11 protein-coding genes are annotated in these 22,046 nt (G+C 39.4%); 5 read left to right on the top strand and 6 right to left on the bottom strand.

Annotated elements, in window-relative coordinates:
• Positions 1-40: 40 nt before the first annotated feature.
• Together L1271_RS05500 and L1271_RS05495 are read right to left on the bottom strand one after the other, a co-directional pair.
• The gene (locus tag L1271_RS05500; protein ID WP_095726509.1) at positions 41-1,468 is read right to left on the bottom strand and encodes a lytic polysaccharide monooxygenase; all 1,428 of its coding nucleotides are present in this window, start codon (positions 1,466-1,468) and stop codon (positions 41-43) included.
• A gap of 46 nt (positions 1,469-1,514) precedes the next feature.
• The gene (locus L1271_RS05495) at positions 1,515-4,628 is read right to left on the bottom strand and encodes a glycosyl hydrolase family 18 protein (protein ID WP_235367188.1); all 3,114 of its coding nucleotides are present in this window, start codon (positions 4,626-4,628) and stop codon (positions 1,515-1,517) included.
• Positions 4,629-5,032: 404 nt separating this feature from the next.
• Here L1271_RS05495 and L1271_RS05490 point away from each other — a divergent pair, with 404 nt between their 5' ends.
• Positions 5,033-6,355: an HD domain-containing phosphohydrolase gene (locus tag L1271_RS05490; protein ID WP_235367187.1), complete on the top strand. Its 1,323-nt coding sequence runs from the start codon at positions 5,033-5,035 to the stop codon at positions 6,353-6,355.
• Positions 6,356-6,630: 275 nt separating this feature from the next.
• Here the strand turns inward: L1271_RS05490 and ydiJ are convergent, their stop codons facing one another.
• Positions 6,631-9,669, bottom strand: a complete 3,039-nt coding sequence (ydiJ, locus tag L1271_RS05485) for a D-2-hydroxyglutarate dehydrogenase YdiJ (RefSeq protein ID WP_235367178.1) — start codon at positions 9,667-9,669, stop codon at positions 6,631-6,633.
• A gap of 139 nt (positions 9,670-9,808) precedes the next feature.
• Between ydiJ and L1271_RS05480 the strand changes: the two genes are divergently transcribed.
• Positions 9,809-10,015 carry a PGPGW domain-containing protein gene (locus L1271_RS05480; protein ID WP_010605524.1) on the top strand — a complete coding sequence of 69 codons (207 nt, stop codon included), beginning with the start codon at positions 9,809-9,811 and terminating at the stop codon, positions 10,013-10,015.
• Between the two features lie 34 nt (positions 10,016-10,049).
• On the opposite strand, the gene ppsA is transcribed toward L1271_RS05480, so the two are convergent.
• On the bottom strand, positions 10,050-12,425 hold the full coding sequence (gene ppsA, locus L1271_RS05475) for a phosphoenolpyruvate synthase (RefSeq protein WP_235367176.1): 2,376 nt from the start codon (positions 12,423-12,425) through the stop codon (positions 10,050-10,052).
• 143 nt (positions 12,426-12,568) lie between these two features.
• Between ppsA and ppsR the strand changes: the two genes are divergently transcribed.
• On the top strand, positions 12,569-13,378 hold the full coding sequence (gene ppsR / locus L1271_RS05470) for a posphoenolpyruvate synthetase regulatory kinase/phosphorylase PpsR (protein WP_039495336.1): 810 nt from the start codon (positions 12,569-12,571) through the stop codon (positions 13,376-13,378).
• A gap of 31 nt (positions 13,379-13,409) precedes the next feature.
• On the opposite strand, the gene L1271_RS05465 is transcribed toward ppsR, so the two are convergent.
• Positions 13,410-14,765, bottom strand: coding sequence for a class II 3-deoxy-7-phosphoheptulonate synthase (locus L1271_RS05465; protein ID WP_010605527.1), 1,356 nt, complete (start codon positions 14,763-14,765; stop codon positions 13,410-13,412).
• A 2,452-nt stretch (positions 14,766-17,217) separates the two neighbouring features.
• Here L1271_RS05465 and L1271_RS05460 point away from each other — a divergent pair.
• Positions 17,218-18,084 (top strand): DNA replication terminus site-binding protein, encoded by an 867-nt coding sequence (locus tag L1271_RS05460; RefSeq protein ID WP_010605528.1) that lies wholly within the window; start codon positions 17,218-17,220, stop codon positions 18,082-18,084.
• A gap of 803 nt (positions 18,085-18,887) precedes the next feature.
• Here the strand turns inward: L1271_RS05460 and L1271_RS05455 are convergent.
• Positions 18,888-20,102 carry a hypothetical protein gene (locus tag L1271_RS05455; RefSeq protein WP_010605529.1) on the bottom strand — a complete coding sequence of 405 codons (1,215 nt, stop codon included), beginning with the start codon at positions 20,100-20,102 and terminating at the stop codon, positions 18,888-18,890.
• A gap of 702 nt (positions 20,103-20,804) precedes the next feature.
• On the opposite strand from L1271_RS05455, the gene L1271_RS05450 reads away from it, so the two are divergent.
• On the top strand, positions 20,805-22,037 hold the full coding sequence (locus L1271_RS05450; RefSeq protein ID WP_102058137.1) for an AAA family ATPase: 1,233 nt from the start codon (positions 20,805-20,807) through the stop codon (positions 22,035-22,037).
• The last annotated feature ends 9 nt before the right edge of the window (positions 22,038-22,046 follow it).

Here is a 22,046-nt window from a genome sequence, read left to right as displayed (position 1 = left end):
ATTGTAGTTACATGTTGTACCCAATTAATTTGGGTTTTCTTTAAATTGCTTTCCAAACATCGGATGCGCCGGGCTCTTCTCCCTGCGTCCACCACTTGGCTTCATACACTTTCTGTTGATGCGTTACTCTGTCGCCTGCGACATAGGTAGTTGTACTATTCCAAGCTGGGTATTGGTTATTGGTGCTATCTTGAACGGTAATTGAGAAACTTACGGTCGTGCTTGCTTTGCCATCGGTGACATTAAGTTCAGCCTGAAAGGTTTGATCAGCCGTCACTTCAGGTGTTGAGATGGAAATCGTGTCACCTTCGCCACTAAAGCTAAGCGGTGCAGGAATACTCCAAATGAATGTCAGTGGGTCATTTTGGTCGTCAAACGCATGAGCATGCACTGTCGCTTGGCTATTTTCTGCGATGCTTTGGTTAGAAATTGGATTCACCGTAGGAGCGGTGTTGTCACCCCCTTTTACAACGCTAAGATTGCTGGTGTAAGCGGCATGTGGCAAAAATACTTCGTTTGCTAATAAGGCGTTTGCATCAAACGCAATTGAACCATCCGGTTGCTTAACACCAATGTTGACCTTATTTCCGTAATTGCTATTAAGATAAAGAGCCAACTCAGCTTGCCATGTTGATGCATTAGTGGAGGTTACATTCAAGTTATGGCTAATTAATTCATTCCCAGATTGGTCAAACGTCCTAAACCACACGCTATCACCGGCTTTAGCATCTTGCCCTTGCTTTAAGAAATAGCCGCTGCTCACCCATTCTGGTGGCGTGCCTGTTGAGGTTATTGTGATATCAGAGCAATTGTAAAATCCCTCTCCTGCGACATCAAACCGCTGCCAACGGGTATATAAAACTGCATCGCCCTCACGGCCTTGCGGTATATCTATTTCCATTTTATAGAAGCGTTTACCTTCTGGATCCACAACGAAATCAATATTGCCAAATTCATTAATAAGCTCTAAATCATTCCAAGTCAGAGGAGATGTATCGCCATCGTAGTTTGGCTTTGACAGGAAAAACTGCCAAAAACTGGGATTATGAGGTGTTGTCGCCCTAAAGCTAATGGCAAGTTTATTTTGAGCGTTTGGCTCTACAACTGTACGCTGCCAGTGTGGTGAGACAACACTCATGCCACTTTTGTTTGGGTCACCAGCTGAGCAAAGCGTACCATTGGGGATATTCGCTTTTACTGCCTCTAGGTTATTGTAGTCAGCGGTATTGGTCGAAAATTCATGCTCTTGCACAAACTGAAAATGGCCTGAGTCTAGAAAAGCTGCTCGACACGCTAAATTTGGGATATTTGAGCCATCATCCGGCCACCAATAACCTCCTTGCGCTTGGCAGATCGCTTGTCTTGCTTTGGGAAAGTCCATAAAACCATGAGCTGAAACTGCGCTTGAAAGCAAAACTGAGGTTGCGCCCAAAAGACCAAGCGCATATTTACGGTGTAAACTATTCATGCTTATTCGCCTTTTATAAAGGGGAGCAAAGCTCCCCATTTATTATCTACAAGTTGCAAACCTTGGTATAGTCGCTGCTGACTGATGGTTGCTTATTGCTCCACCATTTCGCTTCATACACCGCGTTTCCTTCAACAATTAAATCACCTTGAGCTGCATGTGTGCCCTGTGGCAAGTTCGGGTAAACCACAATTTGACTGATAGGTGTACCTTTACAGCTAGTTACCGGATCTGTAGGCCCTGTACCAGGTGTTGCGATTGGTAGGTCGTTATATTCACTGGTAAATGCATAGCGATTACCGTCTTTCTCAACCACAAAGTTAACAGGACCAGAAATCGGCATGTAGTACATGACTTGGGCATTGATGGTTTCGCCAGGAGCAAAAGACTTAGGCGTTCCACCCCACTCGTTCACAAGCGTGATTGAGAATCGGTGGAATTCGTTTTCGAAGCCGCCAATATTATTTCCCGCAGCATTTGAGCCATTTACGTCAACTGCCATGCCAAGTTTTTCTTGCGCATTCCAGTTAGATTTGAAAATGGCCGAAGTCGCAACAGGAACATCAAATGAAATTTTCGCGCCACTCAAATCTATCGCTGAGTTATTGGTAAAGGCAAAAGTTGGTGCTATTGGATAGTTAGCATCTCCAGCTGGAAAATCTTTGGCAACAAACGTAACATCAACTGCTGAAGCTGGTTTTACGAAGGTTTTATTTCCTTGTTTAACCGAGTATGGTGTGCCACTTTGGTTAAACTTGTTGTAGGCTAAGCTTGTTAGCGATGAACCCATGAAATATTCATTCTTGCTCACATCATAATCGAAATCGCCTGCAAGCTCCCAGAACATGATACCGCCTAGTTCTTGGTTGATGACATAGTCGACTTTGGCGGCCATTGACTCTTCATCTTCTATGGATAGGAACACATTCTTAGTGGCATTCCAAAGCCAAGGAGCAACCGCTACCGAATCATAATGGCGGGCATAGGTACCGCTGATCTGATGCGCTGGGTTGTTAACTGGGTCTAGTCCATAATCACCTAGGTAACTACCTAATACGCCATTTTGAAGGTTTTTAACATGCCAAAGCGGGTTAGAGCCTGCTGGTACTTCTAGGCCAACATCGTTCTTGTCATGCCATAAGTTATCTATGCCTACGGCACCATTACCGCATTTATTCTTTTCACCGCTGCCAGTTCCTGGAGGACAATCTGCCTGGTTAGGTAATGCAGCCTGCCCCCAAAGGCCATTTGTACCGCCTGTTACATCTCTAAAACCGCGAGTATAATAAGGAATACCAATGTTGATGCGTCCTGCGGAGACCGAGCCTCTGAAGTATTTGACCGCCCAATCGGTATTGAGGTAACCAATTCCTTCAAACTCTTTGGTGCCATATACATTCCATTGTTTAAGCTCTGAATCTTCGCCAGTGTCGAATAGCGATGCGTTATGACCAACGTGCTGGTTCCACGCTCCGTGTAAGTCATAAGACATGATATTGACGTAATCTAGATACTTGGTGACCTGGAATGTCTCCATACCACGTAGAAGGTAACCAGAAGATGGTGATGCAATCGTCAATAGATAGTGTGTATTGTCTTGTTGGCCAGCTTGGTCTAATGCTTCTCTTAGCTTTTTCATCAACACTTGATAAGAAGCATTCAATGCTGCTCGACGCGGGTTTGATATCGCAAAATCATCCGGGTGACCAGAGTCATTCATAGAAGATGGATATTCATAGTCGATATCGACACCATCAAAGTTGTATTTACGGATAAATTCAACTGAACTTGCTACAAACGCATCAATACCAGCGTGATTCACGCTGCCATCTGCATTGGTCGTCATCGTATAGAAGCCACCGCTGGCAACTCGCTTACCTGTTTCGTCAAAGTAGCCACCAGTTTCTGCCCAACCGCCGACTGAGATCAAGGTTTTAACATCAGGATGCTGTTTCTTAAATTTGTTCAGCAAGTTAAAGTGACCGGTATAAGGAAGAGACGGATCCATCTCTGCACCAGCAACCCCAGGCCAAGTCATGTTCGTCGCTGCATTGTTAGGAGCTGTTGGATTGCCTATTGACACCTTGTTATTGGCATCAACGTGCGCGAAAGCGTAATTGATGTGGGTGATCTTATCCCAAGGAATATCATCAACTAGATAGCTCGGTTGACCATTCTTACCCGTTCTCCAACTAGTAAAGTAACCGATGACGCGTCTAGGGTGATCAGTGCCCATTTTCTCGCGGCCATTCTCGTCGTAAATATCACAGTAGTTAGGCGATGTGTTAGGGGTCTGATATAGGCCATGTGGAACACAGTTGTTTACAACTGGTGGTGTTTCAACCACATTTGCGTTGAGTATGCTCTCTGCTGTCGCACCGGTATTGTCTTCAACAATAAGTTTTAAAGTTACGGCGCCCAGTTGCGTTGGTGTCCAAGTATGCTGAGCTGGTGCTGTTGCACTTTCAAATGCGACTTGGTCGTTAATAAGCAGTGTTAGTTTTGCTATTGAGCCGTCGGGATCTGAACCATCAAGAACGATGTCTACAGGCTGATTAATAACCAGATTATTACCTCCGCCTAACGAAAGGTTTGCTGTAGGTAACTGATTTCCAGCCGTATTAACGATAATATTGGTTATTAATGTGTTGGATACAGCCTGCTTGTCATCTGTTGCAACTACTGAAATTGCGTGTGTTCCAGCGGTTGCTGACCAGTTAAATGAAAAATTATCACCTGTCGCTGTGGTATCAATACCAACTGACGTGCCATCTACAAAAAACTCTACCTGCGCTACTTGGCCATCACTATCTGTTGCATTTACAGAAATGGCAACGCTGTCATTTTCTTTAAAAGCGCTGCCATCAGCTGGCAGTAAGCTCTGTACTGTGGGTGGTGTGTTTGTGACAACGCTGTCACAGTCCCCCAATTTTTTCCAATCATCCCACTGACCCGAATGGGTAACCGGATCAGCCTGAGTCCACCATTTCGCTTCAAAAGCTTGTTGCGATTTTTGTACTTGAGCACCACCATTGTATGCCGAATTTTGTGACCATTCAGGTAAGCCATCACAATTATAAGCATATGAGTTAGCGCAGAAAATGGCTCCGAGGATCGAAGCCATTTGCGATAATTTAAGGGTCTTTACATGTTGTTTCATAGTTTGGTTCTCCAACCATTTATTGTATTTGGTTAACAATAACAACATAAACCTAACACATAAAATCAATATGGCAACAACATTTTTCTCCAGCCGATAACGTTAACGTAAGCGTAAATTGAACCGTGTTTTTCATCAAAATGTAACACTAAATGATTGATTCATATGCTTAGTTTTGGTTCGCTGACACATGGAAATGAAACTGTAATTATTTAATATTAAGCGATAGTTGCTAGCCACATCTCTAAATTTATTACAGTTACCAGTTTGTTTCTTATGCATATATTAAAAAGTTATTAATCAGGTTTAAGGGTAATATTAGACTTAAGGCGTATTTTAACGGTTTCTTGTCGTGGCTTCCTTTTTGAACTAAGTTTAAATTAATTCATTTAGGAGATTGAACTTTGGAATTTGCTGAGCTATCAACGACTTCAAATGAAGCGATACGAGTGCTTTGTCTCGATGATGAGACGAATGTGATACGGTCATTAAATCGCTTATTTCGTCAAAATGGAATACACGCAGAGCTCTGTAGTGATCCACAGACGGCCTTGGCGCTTGTCCGAGACTCCTCCTTTGAAGTTGTTATTAGTGATATGCGGATGCCTGAAATGGATGGCGCCACATTTTTGCATGAAGTAAAGCGTATTTGCCCAGATACACAACGGATATTACTCACAGGATACTCTGATCTTGCTTCAACAATTAAAGCCATTAATGAAAGTGGGATCCATGCATATATTCAAAAGCCTTGGGATAACGATATACTCGTACATACTGTGAGAGAATGTTCAGAGAAATACAGGTTAAAAAGCGTCAATAAGAGACTAAATGAAGAGATAGTACAAAAAAATGCGCAACTCACAGAGTTAAATGAAAACCTTGAAGGACTTGTACAAAAACGCACTGTGCAGATCCGCAAAGTGTTAAGTCAACTAGAGCAAGCTAATCAAAAAGAACGTAAAGAACATCGGGCTACCGTCGAGTTACTTTATAATTTTCTGAATGCAAATCCATTTATCGATGGTAAAAAAGCGAAGAGCATAGCCAAATTATGTAAAATTATAGCTAAGAAGCTAGAGCTCTCTAGTGAATTAGCTGAAACGGCTATGATGTCAGGGTATTTAGCAGAAGTAGGTTTACTTGCTATGGACCCAGAAATTTATAAATCGCCACCCAGAAAACTAAGCGAAGCCCAAAAGAAAATTTATTATACGCATCCTTCCATTGCACAGCTTATGTTGATGCCAGCGCAGCACTTATCTGACGTATCCGAGGCGATTTATCATCAGTTTGAAAAATTTAATGGCCAAGGGATCCCAAAAGGTCTTAAAGGTAAAGAAATTCCTTTAGGCTCACAGATACTTGCAGTCGCCCGAGATTATTATGACAATTTATACTGCGCTAACGGTTCTGATAAAGAGAAAGCCGATTTAGCGTTAGATCTTATCCGAACCTATAGAGGGAATTTCTACTCCCCAGAAGTCGTTGATATTTTAGAGACAGCAGTGAGTAACAACGAGCTAGGCCAAGAGCAAGTCGGTTCGGTTGATATATTGACAACTGAAAAACTCAAGCCAGGCATGACATTAGGTTTAGCGCTTCACAGTAATCAAGGTATTTTATTGCTACCAAAAGGTCATACCTTTTCTGATAAGTCGATAGATAAACTTAAACAGCTGGAAACACAACGGCCAATCCCCTTTCGAATTATGGTCAAGCGATAATAATAGCTTACCGACTTATCGACTTATCGGCGACTGCACTATCGAATACTCGTTTGCTGGTGTTGTGTAGATGATAGTAAATATAGCTTTTAAGCCTTTAATTGGATCAATGTTATTGAGCGGTCAAATTATACTGGCTCGAGAATAACTGACTTGTATTCGCGCAACACGCCACAAAGAACACATCATACTATAAAGTCAATTAGCTTAGTTTATCTTCAGCTAAAACTATTAATAAAAAAAGCCCAGCAAACTGGGCTCGTTCAACTACTAAACTAATCTAGTAGTTTATTAAGTGCTTGAAGCGGGTGTTTTGGTTTTTCTCCACTAAAGCGTTTAACCTGACACCGACAAGAGAAGCCAGTCACTAATATTTCATCTTGAGCTGCGTTATCAATATGATGCTGCCATGAGGATTCGTAGAGCGCTTTTGAGTTTTCCTGATTTTGCGCTTCGTGGCCATAAGTTCCCGCCATGCCACAACATCCTGTATTAACCGCTTCTAAATTAGAGTTCAACTTATTAAAAATACCTTGCCAAACATTTTTAGATTCAGGCATCGCTGTTGTTTCTGTACAGTGACTTATCAATGTAAATTTTGATGGACTGATTGTCGCAGCCGTTGGGATATCGACTGTTGCAAGCCATTCATGCGCTAATTGTACCTTAAAGTCTCCCCTGCTCTCTTTGAGAATATCATTATATTCATCGCGATAGCACATCACCAAAGAGGCATCGAGCCCAACTAAAGGTCTGTTATACTCACTGACAGTATTTAAAAACTCTGCGGCAGTCTTCGCGGTCGATTTAAATTCCTTTAAAAAGCCTTTAACGTGTTGTGGCTTACCGTTCGGTTTGAATGGTAACACGAGCGGATAAAACCCAAGCTTTGATATAACTTGCACAAAGTCCGATACTAGTTCTGCTTCATAGAAACTAGTAAACGGGTCTTGAACAACAAATACCACGCTTTGTTGTTCTTCATCGCTTAACATTTCAAAACTGCGCTCTGAATAAAAGTGTTTGCTTGAAACTAATTTGCTAAGTTGCACCTTACTTAGCGATGGGGAGTCAATATACCCAATCAGCCGTTCAACAAAAAAGTTGGATATGCGATTACTTTGTAGAGCGTTAACTAAATTTGGAAACTTAGCCATGGTAGGCAGTGCTCGCTCAATATTCGCAACTAAGTAGTCTTTAAATGGACGATTGTAACGGCTGTAGTAAAAGTTTAAAAACTTAGCTCGAAACGTAGGAACATCCACTTTTATTGGGCAAGCCGTTGTGCATGCTTTACAGGCTAAACATTCATCCATTGATGCTTTAACTTCATGGGAAAAGTCATATTCGTTTTTCTTTCGGGTATTGAGAAAGCGCTCCCACCAAGTGGTATCATTTTCATGATTGATTAATTGCTTTTCTGCAGCAATCAAATCGACCCCTTTATTGCTTTGTAGTCGTAACCACTCTTTAAATAGCCCAGCGCGTCCTTTTGGAGAGTTTCTACGATCTTTGGTTACCTTGTACGATGGACACATTGGTGAGTTGTCATCATAGTTAAAGCAAAGTCCGTTACCATTACAATTGATTGGCGCTTCGTAGTTTACTTTTACTTCAGTTGGTATTGTACGGTCAAACCAAGCTCTTTTCTGTGCATCGACTGACACTAATTGATCGCTTGAACCCAGTGGTGTACAAATTTTTCCAGGATTTAGGCGATTGTTTTTATCAAACAAACTTTTAATTTTACGAAGTTCATTAAATAGTTGCTCACCGAAAAACTCGGGTCCATATTCACTTCGGTAACCTTTTCCATGCTCACCCCACATTAGTCCTCGGTATTTTGCAGTTAACGCTACGACTTTATCTGAGATCACACGTAGTAGTCTTTCCTGTTCGGGGTCGCACATATCAAGCGCAGGGCGCACGTGTAAAACACCGGCGTCAACATGACCAAACATGCCATAATCTAATTGGTAACTATCAAGCAACGCTCTAAACTCAATGATAAAATCAGCAAGGTTTTCAGGTGGAACGGCTGTATCTTCAGCAAAAGCTAGTGGCTTTTTACTACCTTTTGCGTTACCCAATAAGCCAACTGACTTTTTACGCATCGCATAGATCTTAAGGATATCTGCTTTATTATTGGTAAGTTGATAACCAATTACACCTGCTTCTTTATTCGCAATAAGCTGATCTAATCGTTGACATAAACTATCGACTTTAGACGAAATTTCATCTTCGGATTCACCATTAAATTCAACCATGTTAAGACCTTGCATCTCAACACCTGGTACATCTTGAATTAAGTCCGATACTAAATGCCAAATGATGTCCTCTTTGGCAAGACCTAGAACTTTACTATCTACGGTTTCGACTGATGTAGCATTAGCGGACACTAAGAAAGGGCTGTTTCTAAGCGCTGATTCAAATGAGTCATATTTGATATTGATTAGGGTTTTATATGGCTGAATTGGCGTTAAATTAAGCTTTGCTTCGGTTACAACACCAAGCGAACCTTCAGAGCCTGTAATAATTCGAGACAAATCAAAAGTAGTTAGTGAATCGTCGAATACATTTTCGAGGTCATAACCGGTTAAAAAACGGTTTAGTCTTGGAAATTTTTCTAGTATAAGTGCTCGATTGCTTCGACAGATCTCGATGACATTCGCATAAATGTGAGAAGTCTTTGAGTTTTGCTCAGCTAGTAGCTCGGCTTTATCGATCGCTAACTTCGAGGTATTTAGTTCTGTTCCATCCACTAAAAAGGTTTTAAGCCCAAGAACATGATCGCTTGTTTTGCCATAAACGAGTGAACCTTGGCCCGACGCATCAGTATTTACCATACCACCTATTGTTGCTCGGTTACTGGTGGAGAGATCTGGCGAAAAGAAATAGCCGTAAGGTCTTAGAAAGTCATTAAGCTGATCTTTGATCACACCCGCCTGAACTCGAACCCAGCCTTCTTGTTCATTGATCTCAAGAATTTCTCTCATGTGTCTCGAGAGGTCAATCACGATACCGGGCGTAAGTGATTGACCATTCGTACCAGTTCCTCCGCCTCTAGGGCCAAAGGTAAGAGACAAAAATGGGTCTTGTTGGGCGATTTCAAGTGCAAGTTGTACGTCTCGATTTGTTCTAGGAAATAATACTGCTTGAGGGATTTCCTGATAGATACTATTGTCGGTTGACGTAACAAGACGAGTTGCATAACTCGTATCAATGTCCCCACTAAAACCTGCATCAGTTAGTTTACTTTGATAGAGGTTGATAAGTTCGTTTGCAGAATCCTGCTGACTAATATTTGCGATCATGACGGTATATTTTACTTGCTTTGAATTAATTGTATCACGAAGGATTAATGATCAACTTGAGAATTTTATGGTTTGTTACAATTGGAAATAGTTTATTTCACCACATACCTTATACTCATATTGTATAGGAGGAAATAACATGAAAATTATTTACGACCTTGCTGGTATTGTGTTTTGTATTCTAGCATTGATCTTCTTTGTTGTGCCCGGTCCATCGGTTATCTTTTTACTTGCGGCCTTGGTGTGTTTCTCGATGAATCATGAAGGCGCAAAGAAGCACCTAAAAAATGTGCAGCGTCTGTTTAAGCTTGGCTGCGAAAAGTTAGATAGGACATTTCAGAAATGAAATGGCCCCAATGTGTTGCATTGGGGCCATTAAATTATTTAGTAAACTTTTCAGCTAGATAAAGCCAAGTTTCAAGTACTGTATCTGGGTTAAGTGAAACAGAGTCAATCCCCTCTTCAACTAACCAAGCAGCAAAATCTTCATGATCCGATGGACCTTGACCACAAATACCTACATATTTGCCTTTAGCTTTAGCAGTTTGAATTGCCATTGAAAGTAGTTTCTTGATAGCGGGATTTCGCTCATCAAACAGATGCGCAATCAGACCAGAATCGCGGTCCAGACCAAGTGTTAACTGGGTAAGGTCATTTGAACCTATCGAGAAACCGTCGAAATATTCTAAAAACTCTTCGGCTAGCAGGCAGTTTGATGGAAGTTCACACATCATAATGACTTTTAGACCATTCTCGCCACGTTTTAGACCATGAGCTTCAAGAATTTCAATAACTTGAGCAGCTTCTTCTAGGGTACGAACGAATGGGATCATGATTTCAACGTTGGTTAGATCCATCTCATTTCGAACACGTTTAATGGCTTCACACTCTAATGCAAAGCACTCTCTAAAGTCTTCAGAAATGTAACGAGATGCGCCGCGGAAACCAATCATTGGGTTTTCTTCTTCGGGCTCATACTGCTGACCGCCAACCAAGTTTGCATACTCATTTGACTTAAAGTCAGACATACGAACGATTACACGCTCTGGAGCAAATGCCGCACCTAGCGTAGAAATACCTTCAACTAGCTTGCTGATATAGAACTCTACTGGTGACTCATATCCTGCGATTAGCTCTTTAATTTCAGCCTGTAGCTCTGCATCTTGCTTATCAAAATGAAGTAGTGCTTTAGGGTGAATACCAATCATACGATTGATGATAAATTCAAGACGCGCAAGACCGATACCTGCATGTGGTAACTTCGCAAAATCAAACGCGCGATCTGGGTTACCTACGTTCATCATTATCTTCATCGGAATAGCTGGCATTGCATCGATGCGAGAAGAAATAACATCGAATTCAAGTTCACCTTTGTAGATATAACCTGTGTCGCCTTCAGCACATGAAACTGTTACCGTGTCGCCATTGGTGATCAAATCGGTTGCATTACCACATCCAACCACCGCTGGGATCCCCAGCTCACGTGCAATGATTGCAGCGTGACAAGTACGTCCACCACGATTAGTTACGATAGCAGAGGCACGCTTCATGATAGGTTCCCAATCAGGATCCGTCATATCAGTAACAAGTACATCGCCTTGCTTTACCGAATCCATTTGATCAATTGAAGACAGGACTTTAACTACGCCTGAGCCAATCTTATGACCGATTGCACGACCTTCAACAATAACTTCAGACTTTGATTTTAGCTGGAAGCGTTCCATTACGTTCGCATCTTCGTTTGAACGGACGGTTTCTGGACGGGCTTGAACGATATAAAGCTTACCGTCGTTACCATCTTTTGCCCATTCGATATCCATTGGACGACCGTAATGCTTTTCGATAATAACAGCTTGCTTTGCTAATTCTTCTACTTCTGCGTCTGTAATCGAGAATTGGTTAGATAGTGCTGAGTCTACATCAACAATCTCAACTTGCTTTCCGTGAGACTCATCACTTGAGTAGATCATTTGGATTGCTTTTGAGCCAATATTTCTCTTAAGAACAGCTGGTTTTGCTTTTGCAAGCGTTTGCTTATGAACATAAAATTCATCTGGGTTTACTGCGCCCTGAACTACCATCTCGCCCAAACCATAGCTAGAAGTAACGAAGACAACGTCTTCAAAGCCTGATTCGGTGTCGATTGAGAACATAACACCAGACGACGCTTTGTCTGAACGCACCATACGCTGAATACCAGCAGAAAGCGCCACGCCTCTGTGATCATAGCCTTGGTGTACACGATAAGAAATTGCACGGTCATTGAATAGCGAAGCAAAAACATGCTTGATAGCGACCATTACGGCATCAATGCCACGAACATTTAGGAAAGTTTCTTGTTGGCCAGCGAAGGAGGCGTCTGGCATATCTTCTGCTGTTGCTGATGAACGAACAGCAAAGGAGACATCTTGGCTTGCGTCACCGTGTAACTGGCTATATGCGTCACGGATTGCTTTATCTAATTCTGGTTGGAATGGTGTATCGATAACCCATTGTCTAATCTGGGCGCCGACTTTGGCTAATTCGTTGACATCGTCAACATCGAGAGTATCTAGGATTGAGTGGATTTTTTCATTGAGGCCTGATTGCTCAAGAAATTCATTAAACGCATCAGCAGTTGTTGCGAATCCACCAGGTACTTGTACACCAGCGTTAGCAAGGTTAGATATCATTTCACCTAGAGAAGCGTTTTTACCACCAACTCGAGGTACATCTTGCATACCCAACTCTTGATACCAGAGAACGTAGTCTTGCACGGAACTGTCTCCAAAACAAATTGTATTAAATGTGAGAGATTAATTGACCTTTCCACTTGGTCAAGGGCATTCTACAACGGTAAGGCAGTCTTCGTAAACCGCGATGGCTTATTTTCAACAATTTCTGAATGAATAATAGCAAAATGAGAACAGCATTTTATATTTCCGATGGTACCGCTATCACCTCTGAAGTGTTTGGTCACGCAACGCTTTCAATGTTCCCTGTAGAATTTAATCACCAAACGATACCATTTGTAGAAACAGTAAAAAAAGCAAATGAAATCAAAAAATTAATAGACTCGGTTGCTGAGACTTCAGGTGAAAAACCATTGGTGTTTTTTACATTCGTTAATCCAGAATTGTCCGATATTATTTTATCGTCGCAAGGGGTTTGTTACGACTTTTTATCTTATGCCAGCGAAATAGTAAAAAGAGAGCTAAAAGTTCAGCCGGTGCCAAAAATGCACCGCACGCATAGCATTCACGAATCTTCTTATGATTTTAGAATAGATGCAGTTAACTACGCACTTGCAAATGATGACGGCGCAAATATTAAAGATTATGACGAGGCAGACATCATATTGGTAGGTGTCAGCCGTAGCGGTAAAACACCGACAAGCTTATATTTAGCATTGCAATATGGGATAAAAGCCGCGAATTATCCGATGACAGAGGATGATTTAGAAAGTGGAAAACTACCCAAATGTCTGGATAAATACAAAGGTAAGCTCTTTGGCTTAACCATAGATCCCGAAAGACTAGCCGCAATAAGGCAAGAGAGAATGGCAAACTCCAAGTACGCATCAATCAGACAATGCCGTATCGAAGTCAAAGAAGTAGAGATGCTATTTAAAAAGAATAGAACGCCTTACTTAAACAGTACACGTTATTCCGTTGAGGAAATATCAGCAAAGATTATTTCTGAAACTGGGTTAAAGCGCCATAAATACTAAAAAGGCCGCAATGCGGCCCTTTGTTTGTTGTTTATACTGTTTTACGAGCGTCTTTTAGTAGATCAGCAACTAAAAATCCTAGCTCTAAAACTTGGTCTGCGTTTAGACGCGGATCACACTGGGTGCGGTAACGCTGAGATAAGTCTTCGTCTGATAGACCGTAGGCACCACCAACACACTCAGTGACGTGTTGCCCTGTCATTTCTAAGTGCACACCACCAGGATAGCTACCCTCAGCTTTATGCACTGCGAAGAACTGACTGATTTCTCTTAGGATATTGTTAAAGCTACGTGTCTTATATCCAGTCGTCGCTTTTTCAGTGTTTCCGTGCATCGGATCCGAAGTCCAAATAACTTTGCGGCCTTCTTCTTGAATTCTACGAACTAATTTAGGCAGTTTTTCTGGCAGCACATCTGCACCCATGCGTGTGATAAGTGTTAGACGACCAGGAATATTATCAGGGTTAAGCGCATCGACAAGTTTAATTAACTCATCTTCTTGCATCCCTGGGCCAACCTTTACGCCAATAGGGTTTTTAATACCACGGAAAAATTCGATATGAGCGTGATCTAATTGACGCGTACGTTCACCAATCCAAACAAAGTGAGCAGAACAATCGTACCAGTCCCCAGATAAGTGGTCTCGTCTAGTTAACGCTTCTTCATAACCTAACAATAGCGCTTCATGTGAGGTATAAAGCGGAGTTTCCTTCAGGCTTGGTGCTACTGTTGAATCAATGCCACAAACTTCCATAAACTCAAGCGCTTCTTGAATACGCTCCGCGAGCTGTTGAAACTTGTCTTTTAACGGATTCGCAGCTACGAAACTCATATTCCAGCGATTTACCTGATGCAGATCTGCTAGACCACCCTGCGCAAACGCGCGAAGTAGGTTAAGTGTTGCTGCTGACTGATGATATGCTTTCATCAATCTATCAGGATCTGGGATACGCGCTTCTTCCGTAAACTCAAAACTATTAACGATATCACCACGGTATGAAGGTAAAGAAACACCATCAATAGTCTCAAAATCTGAAGAACGGGGCTTAGCATACTGCCCTGCCATTCGAGCAATTTTTACTACCGGGCATTTACCGCCATATGTTAATACGACAGCCATTTGCAAAAGTGTCTTGAACGTATCACGAATATTAGCTGCACTAAAATCTGAAAACGATTCTGCGCAATCACCACCTTGCAATATAAAAGCTTTACCTTCGCAAACATCTGCAAGGCTTTTATACAAGCTTCGCGTCTCTTCTGCAAAAACGAGCGGCGGTGCTGAATTTAGTTCTTTTTCAACTGATTTTAACTTCTCTGAATTTGGGTATTCAGGTTGCTGCAAGATAGGTTTATCTCTCCAGCTATTTGGGCTCCAATTAGCCATTGTATTTTCCTCATTCCAATATGTGTTACCACCATTGAACAGTACCCCAAGCCCCCTTATTCATCAAGGAAAAACTTTAGTTTGTTTTTATCAAAGAACACATCATACTATTGTTGGTTTAATAATATGATGCTTTAGCTAAAACTGTTCTAAAAATTAATCAAAGTATTGAACTTCTTGAGATATGGTGTATTTTTAATACATCTTTTCAGCTAGCAAAAAAAGCAGACCTAAAGTTGTCGACTATCAGACTTGGAAGATCTGATCTTTAAATCGCTATAATGAGTACTATCACTCATTTTAGAGTGAATTGAAGACTCTGGAACCTATACCAATATCAAATATAATCTTGTCGATGTCTTTTTTTTCACTTTGAGTGTCTTGATTAGAAGTCAATTCAAGAATTTGTGATCAAGCAGGACCCCACCTACCTCTTCAGAAAATCATCTTACAGAGCATTTATATACAAAGATGACACACTGACTTTAGCCTATTATTATGTTAAATTGATGTTTATTTAAGTTCAGACTAGTAATTGCTGTAGTGACTCGTCGTATTTTATGAGTAGGAAGGAAGCAAGAAAAAATGAGTCTATAGTGATTGCTATGAGTACTAATCACATGTGCTATATAGTATTTGGAAGTATTAACACGTATAGGTACTTCCAACAGCTAACTCCTCCAATGAGAACTCAATGCTGAAAAATTGGGGAGATTTCTCTTCAGTGATCTGAGTTATTAAAATAAATTTTCCTGATTAAGCTATCTTATTGAAACGGCGAGAACGCCGAACAATCTATCACTAGATAAAAACAAAACTCTACTGTCAAAAAGGTGATATTGATTACGTAGTACTACTGAGTTTACTCTTGCCCCTCATTCTTTTCTTGATATCTAACACAACGACTTTTATTCTTACAGTATCAAGGGGTAGTCACTTTGCCTAATATAATTGGGCATAAGGTTACTCGCTTAATAGCTATTTTCATTTCCAAAACTCTCGCTAGTTTCTGGCCAGTTAGTTTCAGAGATATTTTTCCATGAACAGTTAGCTAATCTAGCTTGACTCGTTCGCAAACAAGCTGTTCAGACGCTTGAAAAGATCTCTGTCTACTTTGCTCTTTGACGATCAGACCATGAATTCAGGTGTAAAAACTATATGATATTTAAATAATAAAAGCACAGGAGACGTGTCTTCTATCTACTCGTTTTTTCCGTTATTTTAACTTCGCTACAAATCGAGTACGGCATTGACATTAGTATTTATTCCGGTGAAGTTTGAATAATAGTAAGCAATCACTGAAGTAGCTGGTTTAGTTATTATAAAGTTAGTACTAGCATTGCAACTCCGAACTGTACATGTGCATGTAGCAAAAGAAACTTGTGCTATAACCGTCTTCGTGTTTTAGTCAGGTACGACTACAAAAGTGCGGATGTTACTCGAAGATTCATAGCCAAGAAAAAGAAGTGGTACGATTGTTCTCTTTGAAAGTGCAAAATTAAACTCAGTGTTCTACTCTACAATTTAGCCAATCCCTTTAAAGGATCCCAAATGATGCTTATTGCAAAGTGAGTACACACTTACTAACCATCTATCACCTTCCCTTTTCGGCCTAACTAGAATTTATTGAACCTTCATGCCTACGGAAAAGTGCTCGGTCGAAACAAAATAAGTGAACACTTACTATTGTTTTTCAACACTAAAATCTTGAACCAGAAGAAGACTCTGTCAGTATCAAAAGTTGACTTTAATTTATAAAAAAGAGTATTATCGCGAGGATAAAGGAACACATCATACAGTTTTTTCATAAATATAAAATCAGTGTTAAATTTAAAAATTAATCAAAAAGCTGACAAGTAGCCTTGTTGTTCTGAGTGGTTACTAGCCACTGCTTTTTAGCCTAATAGTATTGCCCATTAGAAACTCCCTTCAAAAGTGACAAAAATCTAATTTTATAGGAGAAATCCAAAAAAATTTGATATAATTTAGTCTATCGGAAAGGAACACATCATACAAAGTAAGATAAAACAATTTCAACTCTACAAAACTAATTAGCAATTTCATCAAGACGACATAGAATCACTTTCCTATTTTAAAATTCACTAGCAGATATTTTATTTCTCTAAAACCTAGACGCTCCAAATAAAAGCTTAATAAGTGAAGATAAATATGAGCTAACAGAATATTTCTGATATAATTTACATATATCTCAGGGAACACATCATACTTACAATATCAATAAAAGTATGCATCATCACAAAATACCCACAGCTAATTGATCAAATAACTAAGTTCTCAACAACGATCGACTAAAACGATACTTAGCTTAATTTAGCAAACGGCAAGTGATATGGTTAGTTTTTGTTCCATTAGATACTCATAATAAAATCGCTTAGCGAGATTTCATTATTTTTGATATAATTCGAGAGAGATAACAAGAACACATCATACAATGAATAAATTTAATATACGTTCAACTTTCGATATTCTTAATGAACACATTAACCAGCTATGCCATGAACTGACAGAAGCCGATATAAAAAAGGCAACATTTTATGAACTGCCTGATATCAAAAAACAAGATGAAGAAACCGCTCCAACAAATATAACTGTTAAAAAAATAGAAGGTGAAAAAGCACTCTCTAAATGTTTAGATGCTTATCGCGACCTCTACTTAAACGACCGAGAAAGCGGAAAGTTGTTGCAAAGGTTTCCTGGTCTTTTGTTAGTTAATGACCCTAAAGAAGTTATCAACTCTAGGGTGAATGCAGTGAATCTTGCCAAAGAAAATTTTAAAAATGCTATTCTGGAAATTTCTAACAATGATGCCAGATTCGAAGCTGTTCATAGTGCAGTTCCTAACTTAATGACTTTGGCTGCCTATCGAAAAATACATAGCGAATCCGAAGCTCCCTATTCCGTTCGATTTACCTGGATGAAAAAACATGCAACCAGAGTTTTGAGTAAAGAACTTGCTATGGAGATGTTGAATCGCTCTTCACTATATTCAAATCCGAGGATGATAGATCAGGAAAAGTGGCAACAGCTAGTAGAACAAGAAAAATATAGAGTTTCTAGTCTATCAGAAAATGCAAAGCTCAGAATTAGAAGGCCAACCAGAGTAACACCTGAGGTGAATGTGAGATATACAGCTCAAAATCGCTATCATGTAAGTGCCGCACTTCCATTTATACTCTTTAACCCGCATCCAGACACTAAACTTGGAGAGTTAAGTCATTTTACACAAAAAGATGATCATCCAAGAAAGCGAGAGTACAACTTTCTAGTCGATAGAATTTATTTAGAAAGATTTGAGTAATAGTAAGGTATAATTCATACGGAATCTAACGATAGCACGCAATTTAACATAATCTTGTTGAGTTAGTATAGTCCATACAAGTGCTAACTGACTTGTCCTCATTATAGTATGATGTGTTCTATCCATTTTAAAACTTATACCAATTAGCTTAATTAAGTGATCTCTTCTGAGGCGAAGAAAATCTTGTCGATAACACCATTACCGCATCCAGCTATCGCCAAGTTACATCCATATAGGCAAGGCGAAAATTTTTGCTATTTAGTTGTTCTAAATGAGAAATTTTTAACGCAGTTAGCATCAGATTTGCTCCTTCAAATTGAACAAGTATCAAGGCTAATTGGTATTATAAGACTATGATGAAATCGTTATCTTCACAGATTAAGTACTAAATTTCTTCAGGTTAAATTTTGATTTATCATTAAATTTTAAGCTCTGAAATAGCTTATCGACCACGGACTCTTATCTAGAAATCACTAATAAATCATCTACTGTTGGATAACAAATTTTTTCTATTTGATTGTTCTAAATAGGAAGATTTGAATTATTGATATACTTCTCCCCTCTTCCAAGGATTAGAGAATTAATTTGATCCGCTGATGTAGTTTCAAGATTTATTTATGTCAGTATTTTCCACCACAGAAAATTTTTAAGAAGGCTTTTAGCTCTTTAGACTGCATCGTTTTTAAGAATTAGGTAGTAATATATTTCGGTCAGAAGTACCTTCAGTAGCAATAGAAATCAGCTTTGATGCTAAAGTTCTTTGTCTTGGCTAGAAATACTATTCTAGCCAAGACAAAGAAATTTTATTTTTTAACGATTTCTTCTAATGTATCTTCATCAATTACTTCAACATTTTCAACGATCCGTTTTCCGCCTTGAATTTCGATACGTTTATGGTGTTTATTGAGAGCCAATATTTCATCACAGAACTGAGCTGATGGGTGCATTTCGTACACATAATCAACGATTTTCCCGGACTTTTCATCCTTAACATTTGAAATATTGTATTCGGATATCGCCCCTTTCTCGATCAAATCTTTCATTGTTGTGGTCATATCACGACGAAGTGCCTTCAATTTATTCTCTGTTATTTCATCATCAGAATAAATTGAACCATACTTTTCCATAATTGAAATTAGGCGAAAATGATAAGTTTTACCTGGAGCTGCGTAACGCCATAGATGATACAAACGTAGCATCATCCAACGAGACAAACCGCGTTTTAACTCTTGAGCACTGTTGAAATAATAGCCTTTATACTCCAAGTTATCGATCATGTTATGAACAAATGCATTTAAACATGCAACACATTTGATGTTCCCACCCTGCCCTTTTTTACCACTAAAGTGTAGCGACGACAGAAAGTTCATGTTTGATTCGTAAAATGAATCATCAATACTTGGGTTTTTAGTATCTGTAGCCGTATATTTGAACGAAAGTTTAGAACCTTGAAGAGCTTCCAAAGATTCCTTAATTTGCGGATAAGGCATTGATTGACCAACAGCTTTTAATTCTTGAGCAAGCTCGTTCATCGAAAAAATAACCGCGTATTGAATACCGGACTTAAAATTTATTTTAACAATCTTACCTTTAGAAGCTAGGCGGATCAGTGCGCGCTCAACTTTTTCTTCTCGGTCAGATGGCCAAACTAAAAACTCTTCGTCATCACCATCTCTTTTAGTACTAACAACAGCAGGGGTAATTTTTATCTCACCTTCGTATAGAATACCATCTACTTTTTCTGATATTTTTCTCGTTACGATTGTTTTTTTGGGCGCTTCTTCTAATGGTAATTTTTTATGTCCAGAACGAACAAAGCGTCCCCATAAATCGTAATGATTAAAGGTGTTAGAATAAGCTCTTAACCCATGGGCTGCATTTTCTAAAGATACTCGAACATCTTTATTGTCCGTAAACAACGCCAAACTTTCGTTATCGATTGCACTTTCTACACCATGGATCTGTCCACGAAGTGAATCGGGCAAATTGTCAACAGAGATGTTCACCTTCCGGCTCATTGTTTTACTTCCAAATTTTCATGACGTCTAATAACAACATATTCGACAGAAAAAGTTAATGATTAAAGTTAGTAAAAAAGTGATCCGAAGTAACTTTTTTTGTTGGGATCATTGTTTTACTAAGTATGGCTCATTTTCAGATCAAGTTTTTACTAACAAAGGTAAAATGAACGCTGAAAAACCTTTGTTTAAGGCATATTTAGCGGATTTACAACGGCAAATCCGACGCCCTTGTGGAAAACTAGGTCCTTAATTAGTAAAGATCTGATCTATGCTAGGTAGAGATCAGATCTATACATACCTTAAAGCACTTGATCTTATATCACCTGTGCATAACTGTTTGATCTTACTTGGTAAAAAATCGATCCCAACCACCACAACTGTGAGTAATTCTGTGTATAAGCTGTTTATATATAACTTTTTGAAATAGTAGTTAGTAAAATTTCGATCTGGGAGTTATAAGAGATCAGATCTTAACCTAGTAAAAAGTAGATCTATGAAAATTAAAAAAAGTCATGTAAAACAGTTGGATAGAATATAATTTCTTTGCCTTAGCCTTTAATACCTATATATCTAACCATATCTAAACTTTCTTATTTATACTTAGATGTAAATCAAAATTACAAATGTCTTTGTTTTTTTGTGTTTACAGCAAAATATATGGACATTATAATAATCGTTATCAAATAAAGGATAATGTGTATGTCTATAAATAACAATGCGCTATCAACGTACCGGCTGTTGAAAGCTACAGCAGAAGTAGCAGAACAATCACTTGCTGGTCGTATTCAACATTATAGAGCTCATCTTAAAACTGAAGAAAAAGAGCTTAGAACTTACACTCAAAAAGCTGCTGCAGATCTACTTGGTGTGAATAATAGAACACTCAAAAGACGTCATGACCAAGGTGACTTTGATACCATCAATATAAAGAAAGGCGCAAACGGTCATTATGCATACACATTAGCAAATATCTTTGCGATGGCAGATGTTCTGGGTGTAAATGCTGATCAACGAAAGCCTAGCGATAAATTACAAGTCATTGTGATTAATAGTTTGAAAGGCGGTTGTGGTAAAACAACAAGTTTGGTGAATATCGCAGCAGCTCTAGCTACAACTAATATTAAGCGCTATCGCATCGGGATCATTGATCTTGATCCGCAAGGATCATCATCAAGCTTTTTTCCATCTAATGATCATGAACCGATCACAGTTGGTGATCTGATGAGAGATTGCATCGAATTAGATGAAGGTGAAACATGGAAAGATCTTGTCTCTAATTCATTCCAAGAAACCCACATTCCAAATATTCGCGTATTACCTTCTGGTATGGATGACTTTTACTTTGAACACGAAACAGCAACAGAGTTAAAAGAAAGTTCCAGCTACGAAAAGACACGTCATTACCATAAGCTTAAAGAGAAGGTTATAGAGCCCGTACAAGACGAGTTTGATATTATCCTAGTAGATACCGCGCCTTCACTTAATTTTATGTTCTATAACGCATTGATGGCGTCTACGGCTATGTTAATACCTGTACATCCAGAGGCCGTAGACTTCGACGCTAATAATAAATATCTGAAACGTCTTGGTGAGATATACCATACCGTTGCTGCTCTTGGTCACGAAGGCTGGGACTTTATGCAATTTTTAGTCACTAACTATGTTAAAGGCAATCATTCTCAGCGCGATATCGTTAAAGATGTACGTAGTGCTTTTGGCCGTCAAGTAATGAGTTATCCAATCAATCACAGCTCTGCAATTACGGCGAGCTCTTCATCGTTTAACACTATTTTTGATCAAAAGACTTCTGATAGTTTAGCAAGTCGCGAAGCATTGCTAAAAGCGCAAGAAAATATCAAAGACGTGGTTGATGAATTAGAAATGCTGATCCGTTCAAATTGGCCTTCAACACAGTCTTCGCTAGCAGAATAAAAGGGTATT

The organism is Pseudoalteromonas sp. OF5H-5 (genome assembly GCF_021530695.1).
Classification (GTDB): Bacteria; Pseudomonadota; Gammaproteobacteria; order Enterobacterales; family Alteromonadaceae; genus Pseudoalteromonas.
This window is presented reverse-complemented; position numbering and strand designations above follow the sequence as displayed.